Here is a 20,855-nt window from a genome sequence, read left to right on the forward strand (position 1 = left end):
TCACGAGGGCAAGCAGTCGGTCGAACTCGGCCCTCTCGTCCCTGGTCATGAGCTCGACGGCGTTGCCGAGGTTCTTCGTGTGAGCTGGTCCGTGAACGGGGTGAGGAATCACTGAAGGGCTTCCGGCGCTTCTTACCAGTGCAGCGAGTCCGCAAAGCGCCAGGTACTCCGCGCACGCGGTTGGTATCGCAGTCCCCGACGCTGTGTGGTGGGAGCGGTGGGGCATGCCTGACCTTCGGATCGCGAATGCGTGCACTCTTGGCGCTCTGTGGCGCAGGTCATGCGAAGCGTGTCCCGCGATTCGATGCGACGGCCTACTTGTGCGGCGCAGTAGGCCGCATCGGGGTCCGGGCAGTTGGGGCACGCGGAGGGCACGGCAGGAGCTCAGAGGGCTGGACAACGACGAAGGCCCAGGTCGCCGACCTGGGCCTTCGTTCACGAGCGGATGACGGGAATCGAACCCGCGCTATAAGCTTGGGAAGCTCATGTTCTACCATTAAACTACATCCGCGCAGCGGGCCAGTTGCCTGGACCTCTAGCGTTGCTCACTCTACCTCATGATCGACCCCCGGTGAATTTGCCGCGGGGTCGTTGTTGCGTGTGGCGTGCACCGGGGCGTGTGGGCGCGGGAGTTGGGGCGTACCGTGTGGGTGCGGAGCGGCGGCTGGAGTGGGTGCGGATCATCCCCTAATGTGGCGATTCGTCGCAGTACGGCTCGTTGGGGAAAGGGACTCGATGGAGCACACCGTCGTCCGTTGTGCCGAAGGGCACGTTTTCAGTACCGCCTCCTTCCCGCTGCAGCACCTCGGTGCCGGCCGGATCGGGCCCGGGCGGCTGCTGCGGTGTCCGCGGTGTGCGCGGTTGCGGCACGCCGTGCCCGTGGGCGGCGCGAAGCGGTAGTCGCCGGGGCGGGCGCGCGGGCGTCGCTCTCGATTGGGGGTGGCCCGCGCGCTCTGCGTATCCTCGGGACGTGCTTCTCTCTGACAAAGACATCCGGGCCGAGATCGACAGCGGACGGGTTCGCATCGACCCGTTCGAGGAGTCGATGGTGCAGCCCTCCAGCATCGATGTACGTCTCGACCGGTTCTTCCGGGTGTTCGAGAACCACCGCTACGCCCACATCGATCCGGCGATCGAGCAGGCGGACCTGACCCGGATGGTCGAGCCGGAGGGCGACGAGGCGTTCATCCTCCACCCCGGTGAGTTCGTCCTCGCCTCGACGTACGAGGTCATCTCGCTGCCCGACGACATCGCCAGCAGGCTGGAGGGCAAGTCCAGCCTCGGCCGGCTGGGGCTGGTGACGCACTCGACGGCCGGGTTCATCGACCCCGGGTTCTCCGGCCACGTGACCCTGGAGCTGTCGAACCTCGCCACGCTGCCGATCAAGCTCTGGCCGGGCATGAAGATCGGGCAGCTGTGCATGTTCCGGCTCAGCTCGCCCGCCGAGTACCCGTACGGCAGCGAGCGCTACGGATCCAGGTACCAGGGGCAGCGCGGGCCGACCGCCTCGCGCTCCTTCCAGAACTTCCACCGCACCCAGGTGAGGCACGAGGCATGAGCGACGTACGCGAGAACCTGACCTACGACGGCTTCGGGCGCGCCGTGCGCGAGCTGGCCCAGACGATCGCCGACGACGGCTACGAGCCCGACATCATCCTGAGCATCGCCCGCGGCGGGGTGTTCGTCGCCGGCGGCCTGGCGTACGCGCTCGACTGCAAGAACATCCACCTGGTCAACGTGGAGTTCTACACAGGAGTGGGTACCACTCTTGAAATGCCCGTTATGTTGGCACCCGTCCCCGAGGCGATCGACTTCACCGACAAGAAGGTGCTGATCGCCGACGACGTCGCCGACACCGGCAAGACGCTGAAGCTCGTGCACGACTTCTGCCTGGGCCACGTCGCCGAGGTGCGCTCCGCCGTCGTCTACGAGAAGTCCCACTCCCTCGTGAAGTGCGAGTACGTGTGGAAGAAGACCGACGAGTGGATCAACTTCCCGTGGTCGGTCGAGCCGCCCGTCGTCAAGCGTGAGGGCCAGGTCCTCGACGCCTAGAAGGCGTGCGGAGAACACCGGAAACGCAGAGGGCCCGCCGCGCTGACAGTGCGCGGCGGGCCCTTTCGTGTGCGGGGCGGGACTAGATCGTGCCCAGCTTGATGATCGACAGCAGTGCCACCAGCTGGATCGCGGACGCGCCCAGGGCCTTCGGCCACGGCAGGTCGTGCGACTTGCTGACCAGCGAGGTGAACAGGGCTCCGGCTGCCACCCACGTGGCCCAGCCCAGTACCTGGACGACCATGTTGTCGCCGCCGAGGAACACGGCGAACAGCAGGCGCGGCGCGTCCGTGATGGACATGACCAGCATCGACAGGCCCACCGTCGGCTGCCACGCGCCGTCGCCGCCCAGCTGGCGGGCCAGCGTGTGCGTGACCGCGCCCAGGAGCAGGCCGCAGATGACGAAGGCCACGCCGGCGGACAGGACGATCGGGACGGCCTTCGGCACGGTCGCGCTGATGACGTCCTCGCGGGCGTCGTCGAGGCCGAAGACCGCGAGCAGCCCGTAGAGGAAGGTCACGATCAGCGCGGGACCCCAGACCGGGTAGTCGCGCATCTGCAGGAAGGTCTGCCCGGGGCGCGTCACGATCCCGCGGAGCAGCTCCTTCCACGGCAGCCGCGGCCCGGACGGCACGGCCGGGGCCCCGCCCGCCTGGTAGGTCGCGCCCTGGCCGTACGGGTCCTCACCGACGGCGAAGACCTGGGTGTGCCCCGGGTTGTCGTTGTAACCCCCGCCTCCGTGGCCTCCGTGGCCTCCGTGGCCGTACGGGGGCTGCTGCGCGTGCGGCTGCTGCTGCCCGTACGGGTCGAAGTACTCCGGCTCGCCATGGCCTCCCGTGCCCTGCTGGGGCCACTGCTGCTGCGGTGGCGGGCCGCCGGCGGGAGGGTAGGGCGGCTGGCCGTACGGCGGCGGTTGCTGCTGGCCGTACGACTGCTGCTGCTGCGGGGGTTGTTGCGGAGAGCGGTTGTTGTCCCTGCCGCGTCCGATCCTGAATCCAGCCACGTGATCGAACGTACCTGGTCCGGCGGGCATCGGTGGACGGGCAGCCGGAAGAGCCACCCTTTGCGGCTGACCTGTGACATCCCTTAGGGGATCCCGGAGGGGCTGTCCCCACCCCGTGTCCGATCTTGGGTCGTGTCCGATTTACATGCCTGAGTGGTGTTCTGCGGCTTTCCGTTACGTTCTCGATGGAATACGCACATATCGGGTCCGTAGTTTCGTACTCGCCGCCGTCACGCAGCACGAACGAGCACCAGCACGAGCACCGGCACGAGCAGAAGCACGAACGAGCACGAGTACGAGTACGAGACACGAGAAGAGCTCACGCATGCGCAACACTCGCCGAACCACCCTCCGCAGCGCCGCCGTCCTCGCGGGCGCGGCCACCCTCCTGGCCCTCCCGGTCGGGTCCGCCTTCGCCGCCGCGCCGGCGGCCGTACCGGCGCCGACCCCCGGCGTCCGCGCGTACGTCGCCACCGTGAAGCTGGCGGACGGGTCCGTCGCCAAGGTCCACAAGGTCGGCCCGAACCACTTCGAGGCGGACATATACGCCGGCTCCACGAAGCTGGACACGCTGGTCAGCAGGGGCGGTGCCGCGTCGTACGGGCAGAACAACGGCCTGCACGTCGTGCTCCGGCCGAACGGCACGGTGACCACCTGGATGGACGGCGCGCAGCAGGAGGTCCGGAAGGAGAGCGCGGTGCGGCTCACCATGCCCGACGGACGGATCGCCGGGCTCGTGGACGGTCCGCAGGGCAAGCGCGTCGAGATCCTCACGCCGAAGGGCCGCGCCCTCGCCACGATCGACCTGGCGCGTCCGAGCGTCCACCACGACGGCTGGACGTACGAGCTCGTCCGCGACGGGAAGCGCGTGAAGTTCGTCGTCATCGACGGCAAGGGCGGCGGGAAGAGCTGGGTGTACGACTTCGGCGGCAAGCTGATCGAGACGTACACCCCGAGGCTGGTCACCTCCGGCAGCGGCCCGGCCGCGGCGGGTGCGGCCGGTCTGGGCTTCACCACGCTGCGCGGCCAGGGCTGAGGCCTTCGCGTCCCTGGACGACGGAACGGCCGGCCCCCCGGGTGGGGGACCGGCCGTTCCGCGTTCCGCGTTCTGCCGTGCCGCGTCCTACTTGGTCTCGGCCTCGGGCTTCGACTCGGTTTCCGGCTTTGCCTCGGCCTCGGCCTCAGCCTCGGGCTTTGCCTCAGCCTCGGCCGTGTCGGCCGTGTCGGCCGTGTCGGCCTTCGCCTCCGGCTCGGCCTCCGGCTCGGCGTCCGCCTTCGCCTCAGCCTCAGCCTCGGTCTTGGTCTCCGGCTCTGCCTCCGCAGCCTCCGCCTCGGCCTCCGCCTTGGCCTCAGCTTCGGCCTCCGCCTCGGCCGCCGCCTTCGCCTTGGCCTCCGCCTCGGCCGCCGCCTTCGCCTTGGCCTCCGCCTCAGCCGCCGCCTTCGCGGCAGCGGCCTCCGCCTCGGCCTTCGCAGCCGCCTCCGCCTCGGCCGCGGCCTCCGCCTCGGCCTGCGCCGCGAGCGCCGCCAGCTCCTCCTCCGTCGGGCCCGGGGCCTTCACGGAGTCCAGCAGCAGCTGCGCCACGTCGACGACCTGGACGTGTTCCTTCGCCTGGCCGTCGTTCTTCTTGCCGTTCACCGAGTCGGTGAGCATCACGAGGCAGAAGGGGCAGGCGGTGGAGACGATGTCCGGGTTCAGGGACAGGGCCTCGTCGACGCGCTCGTTGTTGATGCGCTTGCCGATCCGCTCCTCCATCCACATCCGCGCGCCACCGGCGCCACAGCAGAAGCCCCGCTCCTTGTGGCGGTGCATCTCCTGCTGGCGCAGGCCCGGCACGGCCGACATGATCTCGCGCGGCGGCGTGTAGACCTTGTTGTGCCGGCCCAGGTAGCACGGGTCGTGGTACGTGATCAGGCCGTCGACCGGGGTCACCGGCAGCAGCCGGCCCTCGTCGATCAGGTGCTGCAGCAGCTGCGTGTGGTGGATGACCTCGTACTCGCCGCCCAGCTGCGGGTACTCGTTCGCGATGGTGTTGAAGCAGTGCGGGCAGGTCGAGACGATCCGCTTCGCCGACTTCGGCTTCTTCGTCGACGGGTCGTCGTCGTCCTCGCCGAAGGCCATGTTCAGCATGGCCACGTTCTCCTGGCCCAGCTGCTGGAACAGCGGCTCGTTGCCCAGGCGGCGCGGCGAGTCACCGGTGCACTTCTCGTCGCCGCCCATGATCGCGAACTTGACGCCCGCGATGTTCAGCAGCTCCGCGAAGGCCTTCGTGGTCTTCTTGGCCCGGTCCTCCAGGGCGCCGGCGCAGCCGACCCAGTAGAGGTAGTCGAACTCGGAGAGGTCCTCCGCGTCCTTGCCGATGATCGGGACCTCGAAGTCCACCTCCTTCGTCCACTCGACGCGCTGCTTCTTCGCCAGGCCCCAGGGGTTGCCCTTCTTCTCCAGGTTCTTGAGCATCGTGCCCGCCTCCGACGGGAACGCGCTCTCGATCATCACCTGGTAGCGGCGCATGTCGACGATGTGGTCGATGTGCTCGATGTCGACCGGGCACTGCTCCACGCACGCACCGCAGGTGGTGCAGGACCACAGCACGTCCGGGTCGATGACGCCGTTCTCCTCGGCGGTGCCGATCAGCGGGCGCTCGGCCTCCGCGAGAGCGGCGGCCGGGACACCGGCGAGCTGCTCCGCCGTGGCCTTCTCGTTGCCCTCCATGTCCTTGCCGCCACCGGCGAGCAGGTACGGGGCCTTGGCGTGCGCGTGGTCGCGCAGCGACATGATGAGCAGCTTCGGGGACAGCGGCTTGCCCGTGTTCCAGGCCGGGCACTGCGACTGGCAGCGACCGCACTCGGTGCACGTGGAGAAGTCGAGGATGCCCTTCCAGGAGAACTGCTCGACCTGCGAGACGCCGAAGTTGTCGTCCTCGCCCGGGTCCTCGAAGTCGATCTCCTTGCCGCCCGAGGTCATCGGCTGCAGCGCGCCCAGCGCGGTCGCACCGTCGGCGTTCCGCTTGAACCAGATGTTCGGGAAGCCGAGGAAGCGGTGCCAGGCGACACCCATGTTGGTGTTGAGCGAGACCACGATCATCCAGATCAGCGAGGTGCCGATCTTGATCATCGCGGTGAAGTAGATGGCGTTCTGCAGCGCGCTCGCCGAGAGCCCCTTGAAGGCCAGGACCAGCGGGTACGAGACGAAGTACGCCGGCTCGTAGCTGTCCACGTGGTGGATCGCGCCTTCGAGGCCGCGCAGGCACAGGATCGCGAGGCCGATGGTCAGGATGATGTACTCGACGAAGTACGCCTGCCAGGCCTTCGAGCCGGTGAAGCGGGACTTGCGGCCGGCCCGGGAGGGCAGGCTCAGCAGCCGGATCGCCATCAGGACCACGATGCCGAGGACCGTCATCAGGCCGATGAACTCGATGTAGAGCTCGAACGGCAGGAACCCGCCGACGATCGGCAGCACCCAGTCGGCCTGGAAGAGCTGGCCGTAGGCCTGCGCCAGGGTCGGCGGCAGCGTCAGGAAGCCGATGGCGACGAACCAGTGCGCGAAGCCGACGATGCCCCAGCGGTTCATCCGGCTGTGGCCGAGGAACTCGCGGACGAGGGTGAGCGTTCGGGCCTTGGGGTCGTCCGTACGGCTGCCGGCCGGCACGGGCTGGCCGAGCTTCACGAAGCGGTAGATCTGCGCCACGGCTCGTGCGAGCAGCGCGACGCCGACCACGGTCAGGACCAGCGACACGATGATCGCGGCGAGTTGCATGGAAGGGCTCCTCGGGCGGCACTTACTAAGCGGTAACTTATGAAGTCAAGGCTTGAGGTTACCCATTCCCGACGCCGCAATGTAGCTGAGCGTGCGGTGATCTGTGTCGCTCAGGCGACCCTTTGCCGGTACGCCGCACGCGGGGTCTGCGCCAGGATCGCGAGGTCCATCCCGAGCCAGTGGTTCTCCACATAATGCCGGTCGAGCAGGGCCATCTCCTCCCAGGGGAGGTCCGAACGCGCGCTGACCTGCCACAATCCGGTCATTCCGGGACGGACGAGGAGCCGCTCGGGGCGGTCCGTACGGGCCTCCGGGCGCGGGCCGACCAGCGACATCTCGCCGCGGGCCACGTTCAGCAGCTGCGGGAGGGCGTCGAGGGCGCACCGCTCCAGGAGTGCGCCCGTCCGCCCCGCCGAGGCCGTGTCGAAGCGCCAGGTCCGGAACGGGCGCCCGGCGAGGCCGGCGGCGGCCTCCCGGGTGAAGGGGCGCCCGCCGGTGGCCGCGTACAGCAGTGCCGTGGCCGCGGCCAGGACCGGTGCGAGCGGGATCAGCAGGATCGCCACCCCGACGAGGTCGAGCACCCTCTTCGCCGGCGGCCACACCGGCCGGAGTCCTGGCCGGACGGGGAGGGGCAGCAGCAGGGGCATGCCTGCACGCTGCCGTACGGCCCCCTCCACTGTGCGGTGGCGCGCGGCCGGAGTGCCCCGTTCGGCCGCCCCGCAGGGGCCCGGCGCAGGGACCCGGCCCCGGGCCCCGGGGCGCCTGACCGCAGGCCGGGAGGGGTGAGGTTGCGCGTAAGCGGCAGCTAAAGGTTGAGCCGACCCGACTCAGCTCTGTTGACGGGCGCGCGGCGATGCGGCATGGTTGAGTCTGTTCCACTCAAGTCAGCTGGAGGAATCGAAATGGCACGTGCGGTCGGCATCGACCTGGGCACCACTAACTCCGTCGTCAGCGTTCTGGAAGGCGGCGAGCCCACCGTCATCACCAACGCCGAGGGCGCCAGGACCACGCCGTCCGTCGTCGCCTTCGCCAAGAACGGCGAGGTCCTCGTCGGCGAGGTGGCCAAGCGCCAGGCGGTCACGAACGTGGACCGGACTATCCGCTCCGTCAAGCGCCACATGGGCACTGACTGGAAGATCAACCTGGATGGCAAGGACTTCAACCCGCAGCAGATGAGCGCCTTCATCCTGCAGAAGCTGAAGCGCGACGCCGAGGCGTACCTGGGCGAGAAGGTCACGGACGCGGTCATCACCGTCCCGGCCTACTTCAACGACTCCGAGCGCCAGGCGACCAAGGAGGCCGGCGAGATCGCGGGCCTGAACGTCCTGCGCATCGTCAACGAGCCGACGGCCGCCGCCCTGGCCTACGGCCTCGACAAGGACGACCAGACCATCCTCGTCTTCGACCTCGGTGGCGGCACCTTCGACGTGTCGCTCCTGGAGATCGGCGACGGCGTCGTCGAGGTGAAGGCCACCAACGGTGACAACCACCTCGGTGGCGACGACTGGGACCAGCGCGTCGTCGACTACCTGGTGAAGCAGTTCGTGAGCGGCCACGGCGTGGACCTCTCCAAGGACAAGATGGCGCTCCAGCGCCTGCGCGAGGCCGCCGAGAAGGCGAAGATCGAGCTGTCCTCCTCCACGGAGACCACGATCAACCTGCCCTACATCACGGCTTCCGCCGAGGGCCCGCTGCACCTGGACGAGAAGCTCACGCGCGCCCAGTTCCAGCAGCTGACCGCGGACCTGCTCGACCGCTGCAAGACCCCGTTCCACAACGTCATCAAGGACGCCGGCATCCAGCTGTCCGAGATCGACCACGTGGTCCTGGTCGGCGGCTCCACCCGCATGCCGGCCGTCGCCGAGCTCGTCAAGGAGCTCACCGGCGGCCAGGACGCCAACAAGGGCGTCAACCCGGACGAGGTCGTCGCCATCGGCGCCACCCTCCAGGCCGGTGTCCTCAAGGGTGAGGTCAAGGACGTCCTGCTCCTCGACGTGACCCCGCTGTCCCTCGGTATCGAGACCAAGGGCGGCATCATGACCAAGCTGATCGAGCGCAACACCACGATCCCGACCAAGCGCTCCGAGATCTTCACGACGGCCGAGGACAACCAGCCGTCCGTCCAGATCCAGGTCTACCAGGGCGAGCGCGAGATCGCGGCGTACAACAAGAAGCTCGGCATGTTCGAGCTGACGGGCCTGCCCCCGGCCCCGCGTGGCGTCCCGCAGATCGAGGTCTCCTTCGACATCGACGCGAACGGCATCATGCACGTCACGGCCAAGGACCTTGGCACGGGCAAGGAGCAGAAGATGACCGTCACCGGCGGCTCCTCGCTCGGCAAGGACGAGGTCGACCGCATGCGCCAGGAGGCGGAGCAGTACGCGGACGAGGACCTGCGCCGCAAGGAGGCGGCCGAGTCCCGCAACCAGGGCGAGCAGCTCGTCTACCAGACGGAGAAGTTCGTCAAGGACAACGAGGACAAGGTCCCGGCCGAGGTCAAGACCGAGGTCGAGTCCGCCGTCGCCGAGCTGAAGGAATCGCTCAAGGGCGAGGACACGGCCGAGATCCGCACCGCGACGGAGAAGCTCGCGGCGGTCAGCCAGAAGCTCGGCCAGGCGATCTACGCCGACGCGCAGGCGGCCCAGGCGGCCGGCGGCGCCGGTGACGCGGGCCAGGCCAAGGCCGACGACGACGTCGTCGACGCCGAGATCGTCGACGACGAGAAGCCGAAGGGCGGCGCTGCCTGATGTCGGAGGAGACCCCGGGCTTCGACGAGAAGCCCGAAGTCCCCGACGCCGGTCAGGACGACGCCGAGCCGAAGGCCGCCGACTCCGCCAAGGAGGAGGCGGCGGCCCCGGCCGGGGACGCAAGCCAGGACGTGGCTCTGCTGGCGCAGCTGGACCAGGCCCGTACGGCGCTCTCCGAGCGCACCGCGGACCTCCAGCGGCTCCAGGCCGAGTACCAGAACTACCGCCGCCGGGTGGAGCGGGACCGGATCACCGTCAAGGAGATCGCGGTCGCGTCCCTCCTGACGGAGTTGCTCCCGACCCTGGACGACATCGGCCGGGCGCGGGAGCATGGCGAGCTGGTCGGCGGCTTCAAGTCGGTGGCCGAATCGCTGGAGACCGTCGCCGCCAAGATGGGCCTGCAGCAGTTCGGCAAGGAGGGCGAGCCCTTCGACCCGACGATCCACGAGGCCCTGATGCACTCGTACGCGCCGGACATCACCGAGGACACCTGCGTGGCGATCCTGCAGCCGGGGTACCGGATCGGCGAGCGTACGATCCGTCCCGCACGGGTCGCGGTGGCCGAGCCCCAGCCGGGCGCGGCCCCGAAGTCCGAGTCCACGGAGGGCGACAAGCCGTCCGGCGAGGACGCGGATGCAGCCGACAAGGGCTGATGCACCACACGTAGCGGCACGGGAGGAGGGACACCGGGGATGAACACGAAGGACTTCGTCGAGAAGGACTACTACAAGGTCCTCGGTGTCCCGAAGGACGCCACCGAGGCCGAGATCAAGAAGGCGTACCGGAAGCTCGCCCGCGAGTTCCACCCGGACGCCAACAAGGGCGACGCCTCCGCCGAGGAGCGCTTCAAGGAGATCTCCGAGGCGAACGACATCCTCGGTGACGCCAAGAAGCGCAAGGAGTACGACGAGGCGCGCGCGCTGTTCGGCAACGGTGGCTTCCGCCCCGGGCCGGGCGGCGGCGGCTCGTTCAACTTCGACCTCGGCGACCTCTTCGGAGGGCAGCAGCAGGGCGCCGGCCAGGCCGGCGGCTTCGGCGGCGGCCTGGGTGACGTCTTCGGCGGCCTCTTCAACCGCGGAGCCGGCCCGGGTGCGGGCACCCGTACCCAGCCGCGCCGCGGCCAGGACATCGAATCGGAGGTCACCCTCTCCTTCACGGAGGCGGTGGACGGGGCCACGGTCCCGCTCCGGATGTCCTCCCAGGCCCCCTGCAAGGCCTGTTCGGGCACCGGCGACAAGAACGGCACGCCCAGGGTGTGCCCGACCTGTGTCGGCACCGGCCAGGTCTCGCGGGGCAGCGGCGGCGGGTTCTCGCTGACCGACCCCTGTGCGGACTGCAAGGGCCGCGGCCTGATCGCGGAGACCCCCTGCGAGGTCTGCAAGGGCAGCGGGCGCGCCCGCAGCTCCCGCACCATGCAGGTCCGGATCCCGGCGGGCGTCTCCGACGGCCAGCGGATCCGGCTGCGCGGCAAGGGTGCGCCGGGCGAGCGCGGCGGTCCCGGCGGTGACCTCTACGTGGTCGTGCACGTCGGTTCCCACCCGGTGTTCGGCCGCAAGGACGACAACCTGACGGTGACCGTGCCCGTGACGTTCGCGGAGGCGGCGCTGGGTGCCGACATCAAGGTTCCGACCCTGAACGGCCCCTCGGTGACGCTGAAGCTGCCGCCGGGCACCCCCAACGGGCGCACCATGCGGGCGCGCGGCAAGGGCGCGGTCCGCAAGGACGGCACCCGCGGCGACCTGCTGGTCACGGTGGAGGTCGCGGTTCCGACCGAGCTGTCCGACAAGGCCCGTGAGGCCCTGGAGATGTACCGCGAGGCGACGGAGTCGCAGGACCCGCGCTCCGCGCTGTTCGAGTCCGCGAAGGGAGCATGACCATGGACGGCCGCCGACGACAGTCCTCCCGCCTGGGCGGGGGCTACCAGCTCACCGACGAGACCCCGGTCTACGTGATCTCGGTGGCCGCCCAGCTCTCGGGTCTGCACCCGCAGACCCTCCGCCAGTACGACCGTCTCGGTCTGGTCTCCCCGGACCGTACGGCCGGCCGCGGTCGGCGCTACTCGGCCCGTGACATCGAACTGCTCCGTACGGTGCAGGCGCTGTCGCAGGACGAGGGCATCAACCTGGCGGGCATCAAGCGCATCATCGAACTGGAGAACCAGGTCGCCGCGCTCCAGCAGCGCGTGGCCGAGCTCTCGGCGGCCGTGGACGGTGCGGCGGCCGCGCTGCAGGCCCGCGAGGCCCAGGTGCACGCCTCGTACCGGCGCGACCTGGTCCCGTACCAGCCCCCGCAGCCGGGCAGCGCCCTGGTGGTCTGGCGCCCCAGCCCCAAGCGCCCGCTGGACTGACCGGGGCCCTGGTCCCGGTCCCCCGTCGCACCCCTCAGGCCCCGCCCCTCCCAGGGCGGGGCCTGAGGGCTGTCAGAGGGCCTCAGGGGCCTCAGAGGCCTGCCTGGTCCTGGTCCCGGTCGTCGTGGTTCTCGTGGTCCGGATGCCCGTCGCAGTCCTGCTCCGGGCCGGAGGGCCGGCCCAGGATGCCGGCCTGGGCGATGAGGTAGCCGAGCTGTGCGCGGCTGCCGCTGCCGAGGGTGGTGGCGAGCTTGGCGATGTGCGCCCGGCAGGTCCGGACGTTCATGCCCAGGCGGCGCGCTATGGCCTCGTCGACATGGCCCTCGATCAGGAGCTGGGCGATGGTCCGCTGCACTCCGGAGATCCCGCCGGGGGTGCTGCGGTAGGTGACTTCCTCCTGGAGGGGCACCGCGCGGTGCCACAGCTGCTCGAACACCTTGATGAGGTAGTCGACCAGGCCGGGATGGCGCAGTTCCAGGGCGACCCGGCGGTCGTCGCTCACCGGTATGAAGGCCACCGTGCGGTCGAAGATGATCAGGCGTTCGATCAGCTCCTCCAGCGTGCGGATCTCCACTTTGCCCGTCGAGATCCGCTCCACGTAGGCGAGCGTGCCCTGGCTGTGCCGTGCGGTGTGCTGGTAGAGGGTCCGTATGCTGACCCCGCGGTCGATCAGCGGCTGGTCGCGTTCCAGGGCCTGGGTGAGGGCCAGGGAGGGCCGGGCGCCGCCCGGCTGGACCGTCAGCACCTCGGTGTGACATTCGGCCGTCGCGAGGTTCAGGGCGGCGTTGATCTGTTCGAAACCCTCCAGCACCGTGATGGCGTGGGTGTTGGCCGGGCTCTGTGCGCTGATGGCCAGGAAAGGCTCGAAAGTGTCGGTGAGATCTACAGCGCTGCGTCGGCGGTCCTGGATCTCGCGTTCAATCGGATGGAGCCGTTGAGCCAAAGCCACGGACGGGGGAACCGGACGCAGCTGGTTCGCGTCATCCGGGTCGGGCTGCAGAAGAGCGAATTCAAGCAGGCAGGGGGCGTTCTGGATCTCGCCCCGGGCGATCCGGCCGGTGCTCAGCGCGGTGGCGTAGAGCCGCGTCCCCTCGGTGCACATGGACGTCACAGGGTGGGGATGTGTCGCCTTTGTCTCGTTTCGCGTCAAATCTCCACCCCCCAGGGTCCTGAACATGCAAGAACATGATGCATCGTCCCTGTGGCATTGACGTGCCTGAATGAGCCATCGTCTGTCACGCGGGGGAGAGGATTCCATCAAGTGAGGACGAAGCCGACCATGTACAAGAGAATGCTTCGCTCGGTGCTTGCCATAGTTTTCTCCGCCGTTGCGGTTTTTGGGGCAGTCAGCGCCGTCGAAAGTGACGCGGGGAGCGCTAGGGACGGTCAGGGTACGAGCCTGACGAGCACGGAAGACACCGGCTGGACCACGGCACCCGCGGGTAAGTACGCGGACACCGGCTGGACCAGCGGTCTGCTGGGCGGGAACGGCGATACGGGTTGGACCATCGCCCCTGTGGCGGTGTCCGCATGACCCCCGACGATCGCGGCTTCCGCCGCGAGATGGCCTCCGCCTACCGATCGGGCTGGCAGTTCATCGATCTCGCCACGGCCATCCCCCACCCTGGCGACTCGCTGATGGTCACCCTGTTCGGCCAACCGATCGTCGTCGTGCGCGAGGAGGACGAGGACGTACGTGCCTACCGGTGCCTGCGCCGCCCGCGGGGCGCGCCGCAGCCCGTCCGCTGCGAGGTGCGCTACGGAATGGTCTTCGTCAATCTCGATCAGCGCGACCACCAGCTCTTCGAACCCGATATCACCACCGCCACCCCCCGCAGTGCCTGAAGCGATTCCCCCGTCGTTCCAGATCGCTCAGGCGCTACCCCCACACAACGGCGCCATCGTGGACCTGACCACGATGGCGCCGTTGTGACGTCCGCGTCCAGTGCCTGAACCGGACAAGATGAACGCTCAACGGCCTACGCGCGCCCCATGGCCCGGTCCAGGGTGATCTCCATGACGACCCGGTCGGGATTGGGCGACGGCGTGCGCCCGTAGCGCTCCGCGTAGCGCTCCACTGCGTCGGCGACCGACGCCTCGTCCGTGCGGATCACCGCGCGGCCCTCCAGCGTGGCCCAGCGGCGCCCTTCCATCTGGCAGACCGCGACCCGCGCGCCCTGCGGGTGCGCCTCCTGCGCCGCCAGGACGTTGCGCACCTTCCTGCTGTGCCGGTTGCTGATCACCCGGGCCAGGCCGGCCTCCGGGTCGTACGTCACGCCCACCGGCACCACGTGCGGCGTGCCGTCGGGGCGCGGGGTCGTCAGGGTGCAGACGTGCCGCTCCCGCCAGAAGGCGAGGTACTCGGGCGTCGGGTTGAGTACGTCATGGGACATGGCCCGAAGGGTACGGGCCAACGGTGTCCTCACCTGCCTTGAGTGGAATAGACTCAACTTTGCATACGCTGACTCTGTCAGTGTTGTCGTGGTTGTCGTGGGAGCTACCCCTCGGGGAGAGGAGCAGACGCAGTGGACGCCGAACTGACCAACAAGAGCCGCGACGCGCTGAACGCGGCCACCAGCAGGGCCGTCAAGGACGGTCATGCGGATCTGACCCCCGCCCACCTGCTGCTGGCCCTCCTCGCGGGCGAGGACAACGAGAACGTCATCGACCTGCTGGTCGCCACCGACGCCGACCAGGCCGCCGTGCGGGCCGGAGCCGAACGGCTGCTCGCCGCGCTGCCCAGCGTCACGGGCTCCACCGTCGCGCCCCCGCAGCCCACCCGCGAGCTGCTCGCCGTACTGGCCGAGGCGGACGCGGAGGCCGGAAAGCTCGGCGACGACTACCTCTCCACCGAACACCTCCTCATCGCCGTCGCCGCCAAGGGCGGCGCGGCCGGCGAGGTCCTTTCCACCCAGGGCGCGACGGCGAAGAAGCTGCTCGACGCCTTCGAGAACGCACGAGGAGGACGGCGGGTGACCACCCCCGATCCCGAGGGCCAGTACAAGGCCCTGGAGAAGTTCGGCACCGACTTCACGGCAGCGGCGCGCGAGGGCAAGCTAGACCCGGTCATCGGCCGCGACCAGGAGATCCGGCGCGTCGTCCAGGTGCTCTCGCGCCGGACGAAGAACAACCCGGTGCTCATCGGCGAGCCCGGCGTCGGCAAGACCGCCGTCGTCGAGGGCCTGGCCCAGCGCATCGTCAAGGGCGACGTCCCCGAGTCCCTGAAGAACAAGCGCCTCGTCTCCCTGGACCTCGGCGCGATGGTCGCCGGCGCCAAGTACCGCGGCGAGTTCGAGGAGCGCCTGAAGACCGTACTGGCCGAGATCAAGTCGAGCGACGGCCAGATCATCACCTTCATCGACGAGCTGCACACGGTCGTCGGCGCGGGCGCCGGCGGGGACTCCGCCATGGACGCGGGCAACATGCTCAAGCCCATGCTGGCCCGCGGCGAGCTGCGGATGGTCGGCGCGACCACCCTCGACGAGTACCGCGAGCGGATCGAGAAGGACCCGGCGCTGGAGCGGCGCTTCCAGCAGGTCCTGGTCGCCGAGCCGTCCGTCGAGGACACGATCGCGATCCTGCGCGGGCTCAAGGGCCGCTACGAGGCCCACCACAAGGTCGTCATCAACGACAGCGCGCTGGTCGCCGCCGCGACCCTCTCCGACCGGTACATCACCTCCCGCTTCCTCCCCGACAAGGCCATCGACCTCGTCGACGAGGCCGCGTCCCGGCTGCGCATGGAGATCGACTCCTCCCCGCTGGAGATCGACGAGCTCCAGCGTTCCGTGGACCGTCTGCGGATGGAGGAGCTGGCCCTGAAGAACGAGTCCGACCCGGCCTCGATCGAGCGACTGGAGAAGATCCGCAAGGACCTCGCGGACCGCGAGGAGGAACTGCGCGGGCTGACCGCCCGCTGGGAGAAGGAGAAGCAGTCCCTCAACCGGGTCGGCGAGCTCAAGGAACGCCTGGACGACCTGCGCGGACAGGCCGAGCGCGCCCAGCGCGACGGCGACTTCGACACCGCCTCCAAGCTGCTCTACGGGGAGATCCCGACCCTGGAGCGCGAGCTGGCCGAGGCCACCGAGGAGGAGGCCGAGGCGTCCAAGACCGGGCACTCGAAGGACTCGATGGTCAAGGACGAGGTCGGCCCCGACGACATCGCGGACGTGGTGGGCGCCTGGACGGGCATCCCGGCCGGCCGCCTGCTGGAGGGCGAGACCCAGAAGCTGCTGCGCATGGAGGACGAGCTGGGCCGCCGTCTGATCGGCCAGGGCGAGGCCGTACGGGCCGTCTCCGACGCCGTGCGCCGCACCCGGGCCGGCATCGCCGACCCGGACCGGCCGACCGGCTCCTTCCTCTTCCTCGGCCCGACGGGCGTGGGCAAGACGGAGCTGGCCAAGGCGCTCGCGGACTTCCTCTTCGACGACGAGCGGGCCATGGTCCGCATCGACATGTCGGAGTACGGCGAGAAGCACAGCGTGGCCCGGCTCGTCGGCGCCCCGCCCGGCTACGTCGGCTACGAGGAGGGCGGCCAGCTCACCGAGGCCGTGCGCCGCCGCCCGTACAGCGTGGTGCTGCTGGACGAGGTGGAGAAGGCCCACCCCGAGGTCTTCGACGTCCTGCTGCAGGTCCTGGACGACGGCCGGCTCACGGACGGCCAGGGCCGCACCGTGGACTTCCGCAACGCCATCCTGATCCTCACCTCGAACCTGGGCAGCCAGTTCCTGGTGGATCCGCTGACCCCGCCGGACCAGAAGAAGCAGCAGGTCCTGGACGTGGTGCGGGCCTCCTTCAAGCCGGAGTTCCTCAACCGGCTGGACGACCTGGTGGTCTTCTCCGCGCTGACCCAGGACGAGCTCGCGCACATCGCGGAGCTCCAGATCGGCCGCCTGGCCCGGCGCCTGGCCGACCGCAGGCTGACCCTGGACGTCACCCCCGAGGCCCTGGCCTGGCTGGCCGACAAGGGCAACGACCCGGCGTACGGCGCACGGCCGCTGCGCCGCCTGATCCAGACGGCGATCGGCGACCGGCTGGCGAAGGAGATCCTCTCCGGCGACGTCCGGGACGGCGACACCGTACGGGTCGACGTGGCGGGTGAGGACCTGCTGGTCGGCAAGGCGCTCTAGGCGCACCGCCCGATCGGATTCCCCGGCCCCTCGGCGCCGACGCGCGGCTAGTGCGTCGGCGCCGAGGCCAGGATCTCCACCCGGTCGGTCCCGTCCGCGAGCCGGACGACCCCGAACCGCACGTACGTCGCGGCCGGAGCGGAGTCCTGCTCCAGCCACCGGTCCTCGCCGCAGTCGGACAGCCGGCACGTGTTGTCCGGCTCCGCCCCCACGTACGTGGCCGTGAGCCAGTCGTGGGCAGCGGCGCGTTCCATCCGGAACGTGGCGACGACCCTGGAGTGCTCGGGGGTGGGGCTGGTGCGGCAGTCCGCGTCGAGGCCCGCCGCGGGCAGCCGCGCGTGGGCGAAGGCCAGGGCGTCGGTGCAGTCCATGGCGGCCAGCGACGACCTGTCCTCGGGCACGGACACGTCGTAGTCCTGCTCGCGTGCGTGCTTCTCGTCGCCGTAGGGGTCCCCGAAGAAGAAGGCGAGGATCCCGAGGGGTGATCCCGGGACGAGGAGGAGCCCCGCCGCCACGCCCGCCCCCACACCGATTTTCGCAATTCTGTTCATTCCGCGCCCTCCCCCTCCAGGCGGCTCCCATGTCCGCTGCGAGCGGATCGTAGCCGCCGGGGCTGGACACAAGGTGGGCGCGATGGGGGAGGATGCAGGTATCCGCACGAAGGGAAAACACGGTGAGCATCGACCCGGCCTCGATTCCGAACTTCGGAGGGCAGCAGCCCGATCCGCAGGCCACAGGACCGGCGGGCCCCGTCGTCCCCGACCAGGATCTGGTCAAGCAGCTGCTGGAGCAGATGGAGCTCAAGTACGTCGTCGACGACGAGGGTGACCTCGCGGCGCCGTGGGAGGAGTTCCGCACGTACTTCATGTTCCGCGGCGAGGACGAGCAGCAGGTCTTCTCGGTGCGGACCTTCTACGACCGTCCGCACAAGATCGACGAGAAGCCGCAGCTTCTCGAGTCGATCGACGACTGGAACCGCCGCACCCTGTGGCCGAAGGTCTACAGCCACACGCACGACGACGGCTCGGTCCGCCTGATCGGTGAGGCGCAGATGCTGATCGGCACCGGCGTCAACCTGGAGCACTTCGTGTCCTCCACGGTCAGCTGGGTCCGCGCGTCCATCGAATTCGACAAGTGGCTCGTCGAGCAGCTCGGCCTGGAGCAGGACATCGACTCCACCGACGGCGACGAGAGCAACGGCAACGGCGACGCCGACAGCTAGCCGTTACAGCGGTACGCGGGCGATCAGCAGCAGATACAGCCCGTAGCCGTAACCGAGCCCGGCCACCACCGCGGTCACCATGACCGCGGTGCGCGGCCGGGCTCTCGCCATCACGGCGGCCAGCGGCAGGAGCAGCGGGAAGGCCGGCAGCAGGAAGCGCGGCTTGGACTCGAAAAAGCCGGCCCCGCCGAAGCCGATGACCAGCAGGATCGCGGTGTACGCGAGCAGCGGCAGCGGGGTCCGGTCCAAGGCCAGCAGGACCGCCAGCAGCCCGGCCGCCGCCAGCAGGGCCACCGTCACGGTGGTGGCGAGCGGCACGTTCCCGCCGGTCAGCACCTGCTCGGCGGAGCGCAGCGCCCCGACGCCGAAGTCGAAGCGCGAGCCCCAGCCGCGCTGTACGGCGAAGTACCCGCCGACGGGGTCGCTCACCTTCATCCCGACGGCCAGGACGTACGCCGTCCAGCCCGCCGGGGCCACCAGCCCGGCCAGCCACACCTCGGGTGCCCGGGATCTTCGTACGGTGATCGCGTACAGGGCCATGGCCGAGACGGCGGCGGCGACGGCCAGCCCGGTCGGCCGGGTCAGCCCCGCCAGCACGGCGAGGCCGGCGGCCCACAGCCAGCGGCCGCGCAGCAGGGCGTACAGCGCCCAGGCCGCGAAGGCGGCCAGCAGGGCCTCGGTGTAGGCGAGGGTGAGCACGACGGCGTGCGGCAGCGCCGCCCACAGCCCGACGAGCAGCAGTCCGGCGCGCGGGCCGGTCACCCGTTCGCCGACCCGGTAGATCCCGACGGCGGCCACGGCGGCGGAGACCCACGCGACGAGGAGCGCGGCGGGGACCATCCCGCCGGGCAGTATCCCGGAGACGACCCGTATCAGGGTGGGGTAGAGCGGGAAGAAGGCGTAGTCGCTCTGCACGGGCCCGGTCCCGGTGACGGCCTCGGGCCACATCAGGGTCCGCCCGTACCCGTGGGCGGCGATCCGGAGGTACCAGTCCGAGTCCCAGGACCGCCCGAGCACCTTCAGCGGATCCCGCCCGGCCCACCAGGCGCCGAGGCCGAGCACCAGCACCCCGGCCCCGCGTACGGCGGCGAACACCCCGAGCGCGATCACGGTGGTCGGCGCGGCCGACCGCACGGCCCGGACCGCGCGCATCTCCAGCGGCGACGCGGACACGGCCGCTCTGCCCGTTGCCATGAATCCCGGCTCTCCAGATCGCGGTGGGTGGGTCCGCTCACCCGGTGGTGAGGGCTTCGGGCACTTGCACGACGCACAGCTTCACACCGGCCCCACAACCCCGCAAGGACGCGGGGTGACCGGTGCGGGAACGGGCCCGTCCGAACGGGATCGCCGGGCGGCCCTCAGAGCCGGCGCAGCCGCTCGGCGGCTTCGCGCAGGACGTCCTCGCGCTTGCAGAAGGCCCAGCGGACCTGGGTGCTGCCCGCGGCCTTGTCGTCGTAGAAGACCTGGTTCGGGATGGCGACCACGCCGCAGCGTTCCGGGAGGGCGCGGCAGAAGGCGAGGCCGTCCTTCTCGCCGAGGGGGGTGATGTCGGTGGTGATGAAGTACGTGCCCTGCGGGCGGAAGACCTCGAAGCCGGCGGCCGCGAGACCGTCGGCGAGGATGTCGCGCTTGGCGGCCAGATCGGCGCGGAAGGTGTCGTAGTAGCTGTCGGGCAGGGCGAGGGCCTCGGCGATCGCGTACTGGAAGGGGCCCGAGGAGACGTAGGTGAGGAACTGCTTCGCCGAGCGGACCGCCGTGATCAGCTCCGGCGGCGCGGTGACCCAGCCGACCTTCCATCCCGTGAACGAGAAGGTCTTGCCGGCGCTGCTGATGGTGACCGTGCGCTCGCGCATGCCCGGGAGGCTCGCCAGCGGGGTGTGGGCGCCCTCGAAGACCAGGTGCTCGTACACCTCATCCGTGACGACCAGCAGGTCGCGCTCGACCGCCAGCTCGGCGATGGCAGCGAGCTCGGCCGGGGTCAGGACGGTGCCCGTCGGGTTGTGCGGGGTGTTCACGAGCAGCAGGCGGGTGCGCGGGGTGACGGCGGCGCGCAGTTCGTCCAGGTCGAGGGCGAAGGCTCCGGCGTGCGGACGCAGGGTGGCGGGGACCCGTACCGCGCCGGCCATGGCGATGCAGGCCGCGTACGAGTCGTAGTACGGCTCCAGGGCGATGACCTCGTCGCCCGGCTCCAGGAGGGCCAGGAGGGCGGCGGCGATGGCCTCGGTGGCGCCCGCCGTGACGAGGACCTCGGTGTCGGGGTCGTGGCCGAGGCCGTAGAAGCGCTGCTGGTGCGCGGCGATCGCGGTGCGCAGTTCGGGGACGCCCGGGCCCGGGGGGTACTGGTTGCCGAGACCCGTGAGGACCGCGCGGGAGGCCGCCTCGGCGATCTGCGCCGGGCCGTCGGTGTCGGGGAAACCCTGGCCGAGGTTGATCGAACCGGTACGCGCGGCCAGGGCCGACATCTCCGCGAAGATCGTCGTGCCGAAGGCCGCCAGACGGCGGTTCAGGAAGGGGCGGTCGCTGCTCACGGGGGTGCTCATGGTCGTCATCCTGAGGGCAACCTCTGGACTTCCTCAAGTGTGCTTTGGGCCGCGCGGCCCGGGG

The 20,855-nt window shown here is 70.0% G+C and carries 17 protein-coding genes, 1 tRNA gene and 1 pseudogene; 10 read left to right on the forward strand and 9 right to left on the reverse strand.

Annotation, left to right across the window (positions count from 1 at the left end; all coding sequences use genetic code 11):
* Positions 1-440 precede the first annotated feature (440 nt).
* Positions 441-511, reverse strand: a tRNA-Gly gene (locus DEJ51_RS17745).
* Positions 512-970: 459 nt separating this feature from the next.
* Here DEJ51_RS17745 and dcd point away from each other — a divergent pair.
* The gene (gene dcd, locus DEJ51_RS17755; protein WP_150258475.1) at positions 971-1,558 is read left to right on the forward strand and encodes a dCTP deaminase; all 588 of its coding nucleotides are present in this window, start codon (positions 971-973) and stop codon (positions 1,556-1,558) included.
* On the forward strand, positions 1,555-2,052 hold the full coding sequence (locus DEJ51_RS17760; RefSeq protein ID WP_030009869.1) for a phosphoribosyltransferase: 498 nt from the start codon (positions 1,555-1,557) through the stop codon (positions 2,050-2,052). The genes dcd and DEJ51_RS17760 overlap by 4 nt, the downstream gene beginning before the upstream one ends.
* A gap of 82 nt (positions 2,053-2,134) precedes the next feature.
* Here the strand turns inward: DEJ51_RS17760 and DEJ51_RS17765 are convergent, their stop codons facing one another.
* A complete protein-coding gene (locus tag DEJ51_RS17765) occupies positions 2,135-3,055 on the reverse strand; it encodes a Yip1 family protein (protein ID WP_150258476.1) in 921 nt (306 codons plus the stop codon).
* A 325-nt stretch (positions 3,056-3,380) separates the two neighbouring features.
* Here DEJ51_RS17765 and DEJ51_RS17770 point away from each other — a divergent pair, with 325 nt between their 5' ends.
* Positions 3,381-4,091 (forward strand): hypothetical protein, encoded by a 711-nt coding sequence (locus DEJ51_RS17770; RefSeq protein ID WP_150258477.1) that lies wholly within the window; start codon positions 3,381-3,383, stop codon positions 4,089-4,091.
* Positions 4,092-4,586: 495 nt separating this feature from the next.
* On the opposite strand, the pseudogene DEJ51_RS17780 reads toward DEJ51_RS17770, so the two are convergent.
* Positions 4,587-6,809 (reverse strand): annotated as a pseudogene (locus DEJ51_RS17780) (heterodisulfide reductase-related iron-sulfur binding cluster); the annotation flags it as partial.
* Between the two features lie 110 nt (positions 6,810-6,919).
* Positions 6,920-7,456, reverse strand: coding sequence for a sugar transferase (locus DEJ51_RS17785; protein WP_150258478.1), 537 nt, complete (start codon positions 7,454-7,456; stop codon positions 6,920-6,922).
* A 255-nt stretch (positions 7,457-7,711) separates the two neighbouring features.
* Here DEJ51_RS17785 and dnaK point away from each other — a divergent pair, with 255 nt between their 5' ends.
* Genes dnaK through DEJ51_RS17805 form a run of 4 tightly spaced genes read left to right on the forward strand, consistent with a single transcriptional unit; the run spans position 7,712 to position 11,903 of the window.
* Complete coding sequence (gene dnaK, locus DEJ51_RS17790; protein WP_150258479.1) at positions 7,712-9,556, forward strand: molecular chaperone DnaK; 1,845 nt, start codon at positions 7,712-7,714, stop codon at positions 9,554-9,556.
* Positions 9,556-10,209: a nucleotide exchange factor GrpE gene (gene grpE, locus DEJ51_RS17795; protein WP_150258480.1), complete on the forward strand. Its 654-nt coding sequence runs from the start codon at positions 9,556-9,558 to the stop codon at positions 10,207-10,209. Before dnaK ends, grpE begins: the two co-directional genes overlap by 1 nt.
* Positions 10,210-10,248: 39 nt before the next feature.
* A complete protein-coding gene (gene dnaJ, locus DEJ51_RS17800) occupies positions 10,249-11,430 on the forward strand; it encodes a molecular chaperone DnaJ (protein WP_150258481.1) in 1,182 nt (393 codons plus the stop codon).
* 2 nt (positions 11,431-11,432) lie between these two features.
* Positions 11,433-11,903, forward strand: coding sequence for a heat shock protein transcriptional repressor HspR (locus DEJ51_RS17805; protein ID WP_150258482.1), 471 nt, complete (start codon positions 11,433-11,435; stop codon positions 11,901-11,903).
* Between the two features lie 91 nt (positions 11,904-11,994).
* Here the strand turns inward: DEJ51_RS17805 and DEJ51_RS17810 are convergent, their stop codons facing one another.
* Positions 11,995-13,080 carry a helix-turn-helix transcriptional regulator gene (locus tag DEJ51_RS17810; protein ID WP_223835856.1) on the reverse strand — a complete coding sequence of 362 codons (1,086 nt, stop codon included), beginning with the start codon at positions 13,078-13,080 and terminating at the stop codon, positions 11,995-11,997.
* Between the two features lie 353 nt (positions 13,081-13,433).
* Here DEJ51_RS17810 and DEJ51_RS17820 point away from each other — a divergent pair, with 353 nt between their 5' ends.
* Positions 13,434-13,748 carry a hypothetical protein gene (locus tag DEJ51_RS17820; protein WP_030383724.1) on the forward strand — a complete coding sequence of 105 codons (315 nt, stop codon included), beginning with the start codon at positions 13,434-13,436 and terminating at the stop codon, positions 13,746-13,748.
* Between the two features lie 134 nt (positions 13,749-13,882).
* Here DEJ51_RS17820 and DEJ51_RS17825 read toward each other — a convergent pair whose 3' ends face one another.
* A complete protein-coding gene (locus DEJ51_RS17825; RefSeq protein WP_150258483.1) occupies positions 13,883-14,296 on the reverse strand; it encodes a pyridoxamine 5'-phosphate oxidase family protein in 414 nt (137 codons plus the stop codon).
* A 132-nt stretch (positions 14,297-14,428) separates the two neighbouring features.
* On the opposite strand from DEJ51_RS17825, the gene clpB reads away from it, so the two are divergent.
* Positions 14,429-17,029, forward strand: coding sequence for an ATP-dependent chaperone ClpB (clpB, locus tag DEJ51_RS17830; RefSeq protein ID WP_150258484.1), 2,601 nt, complete (start codon positions 14,429-14,431; stop codon positions 17,027-17,029).
* Between the two features lie 47 nt (positions 17,030-17,076).
* Here clpB and DEJ51_RS17835 read toward each other — a convergent pair whose 3' ends face one another.
* Positions 17,077-17,580: a hypothetical protein gene (locus tag DEJ51_RS17835; protein ID WP_150258485.1), complete on the reverse strand. Its 504-nt coding sequence runs from the start codon at positions 17,578-17,580 to the stop codon at positions 17,077-17,079.
* Between the two features lie 122 nt (positions 17,581-17,702).
* On the opposite strand from DEJ51_RS17835, the gene DEJ51_RS17840 reads away from it, so the two are divergent.
* The gene (locus DEJ51_RS17840) at positions 17,703-18,251 is read left to right on the forward strand and encodes a YbjN domain-containing protein (protein WP_150258486.1); all 549 of its coding nucleotides are present in this window, start codon (positions 17,703-17,705) and stop codon (positions 18,249-18,251) included.
* A gap of 3 nt (positions 18,252-18,254) precedes the next feature.
* Here DEJ51_RS17840 and DEJ51_RS17845 read toward each other — a convergent pair whose 3' ends face one another.
* Together DEJ51_RS17845 and DEJ51_RS17850 are read right to left on the reverse strand one after the other, a co-directional pair.
* Complete coding sequence (locus DEJ51_RS17845; RefSeq protein ID WP_150258487.1) at positions 18,255-19,445, reverse strand: glycosyltransferase family 39 protein; 1,191 nt, start codon at positions 19,443-19,445, stop codon at positions 18,255-18,257.
* A 164-nt stretch (positions 19,446-19,609) separates the two neighbouring features.
* On the reverse strand, positions 19,610-20,800 hold the full coding sequence (locus DEJ51_RS17850; RefSeq protein ID WP_411757327.1) for a pyridoxal phosphate-dependent aminotransferase: 1,191 nt from the start codon (positions 20,798-20,800) through the stop codon (positions 19,610-19,612).
* Positions 20,801-20,855 lie beyond the last annotated feature (55 nt).

This window comes from Streptomyces venezuelae, from assembly GCF_008642275.1.
GTDB classification, from domain to species: domain Bacteria; phylum Actinomycetota; class Actinomycetes; order Streptomycetales; family Streptomycetaceae; genus Streptomyces; species Streptomyces venezuelae_E.

Excerpts from the sequence above, each read along its gene's own strand:
- DEJ51_RS17760 (WP_030009869.1), top strand. The coding sequence starts at position 1,555 with ATGAGCGACGTACGCGAGAACCTGACCTACGACGGCTTCGGGCGCGCC.
- DEJ51_RS17770 (WP_150258477.1), top strand. The coding sequence starts at position 3,381 with ATGCGCAACACTCGCCGAACCACCCTCCGCAGCGCCGCCGTCCTCGCG.
- DEJ51_RS17785 (WP_150258478.1), bottom strand. The coding sequence starts at position 7,456 with ATGCCCCTGCTGCTGCCCCTCCCCGTCCGGCCAGGACTCCGGCCGGTG.
- dnaK (WP_150258479.1), top strand. The coding sequence starts at position 7,712 with ATGGCACGTGCGGTCGGCATCGACCTGGGCACCACTAACTCCGTCGTC.
- grpE (WP_150258480.1), top strand. The coding sequence starts at position 9,556 with ATGTCGGAGGAGACCCCGGGCTTCGACGAGAAGCCCGAAGTCCCCGAC.
- dnaJ (WP_150258481.1), top strand. The coding sequence starts at position 10,249 with ATGAACACGAAGGACTTCGTCGAGAAGGACTACTACAAGGTCCTCGGT.
- DEJ51_RS17805 (WP_150258482.1), top strand. The coding sequence starts at position 11,433 with ATGGACGGCCGCCGACGACAGTCCTCCCGCCTGGGCGGGGGCTACCAG.
- DEJ51_RS17810 (WP_223835856.1), bottom strand. The coding sequence starts at position 13,080 with ATGTTCAGGACCCTGGGGGGTGGAGATTTGACGCGAAACGAGACAAAG.
- DEJ51_RS17820 (WP_030383724.1), top strand. The coding sequence starts at position 13,434 with ATGACCCCCGACGATCGCGGCTTCCGCCGCGAGATGGCCTCCGCCTAC.
- DEJ51_RS17825 (WP_150258483.1), bottom strand. The coding sequence starts at position 14,296 with ATGTCCCATGACGTACTCAACCCGACGCCCGAGTACCTCGCCTTCTGG.
- DEJ51_RS17835 (WP_150258485.1), bottom strand. The coding sequence starts at position 17,580 with ATGAACAGAATTGCGAAAATCGGTGTGGGGGCGGGCGTGGCGGCGGGG.
- DEJ51_RS17845 (WP_150258487.1), bottom strand. The coding sequence starts at position 19,445 with ATGGCAACGGGCAGAGCGGCCGTGTCCGCGTCGCCGCTGGAGATGCGC.
- DEJ51_RS17850 (WP_411757327.1), bottom strand. The coding sequence starts at position 20,800 with ATGACGACCATGAGCACCCCCGTGAGCAGCGACCGCCCCTTCCTGAAC.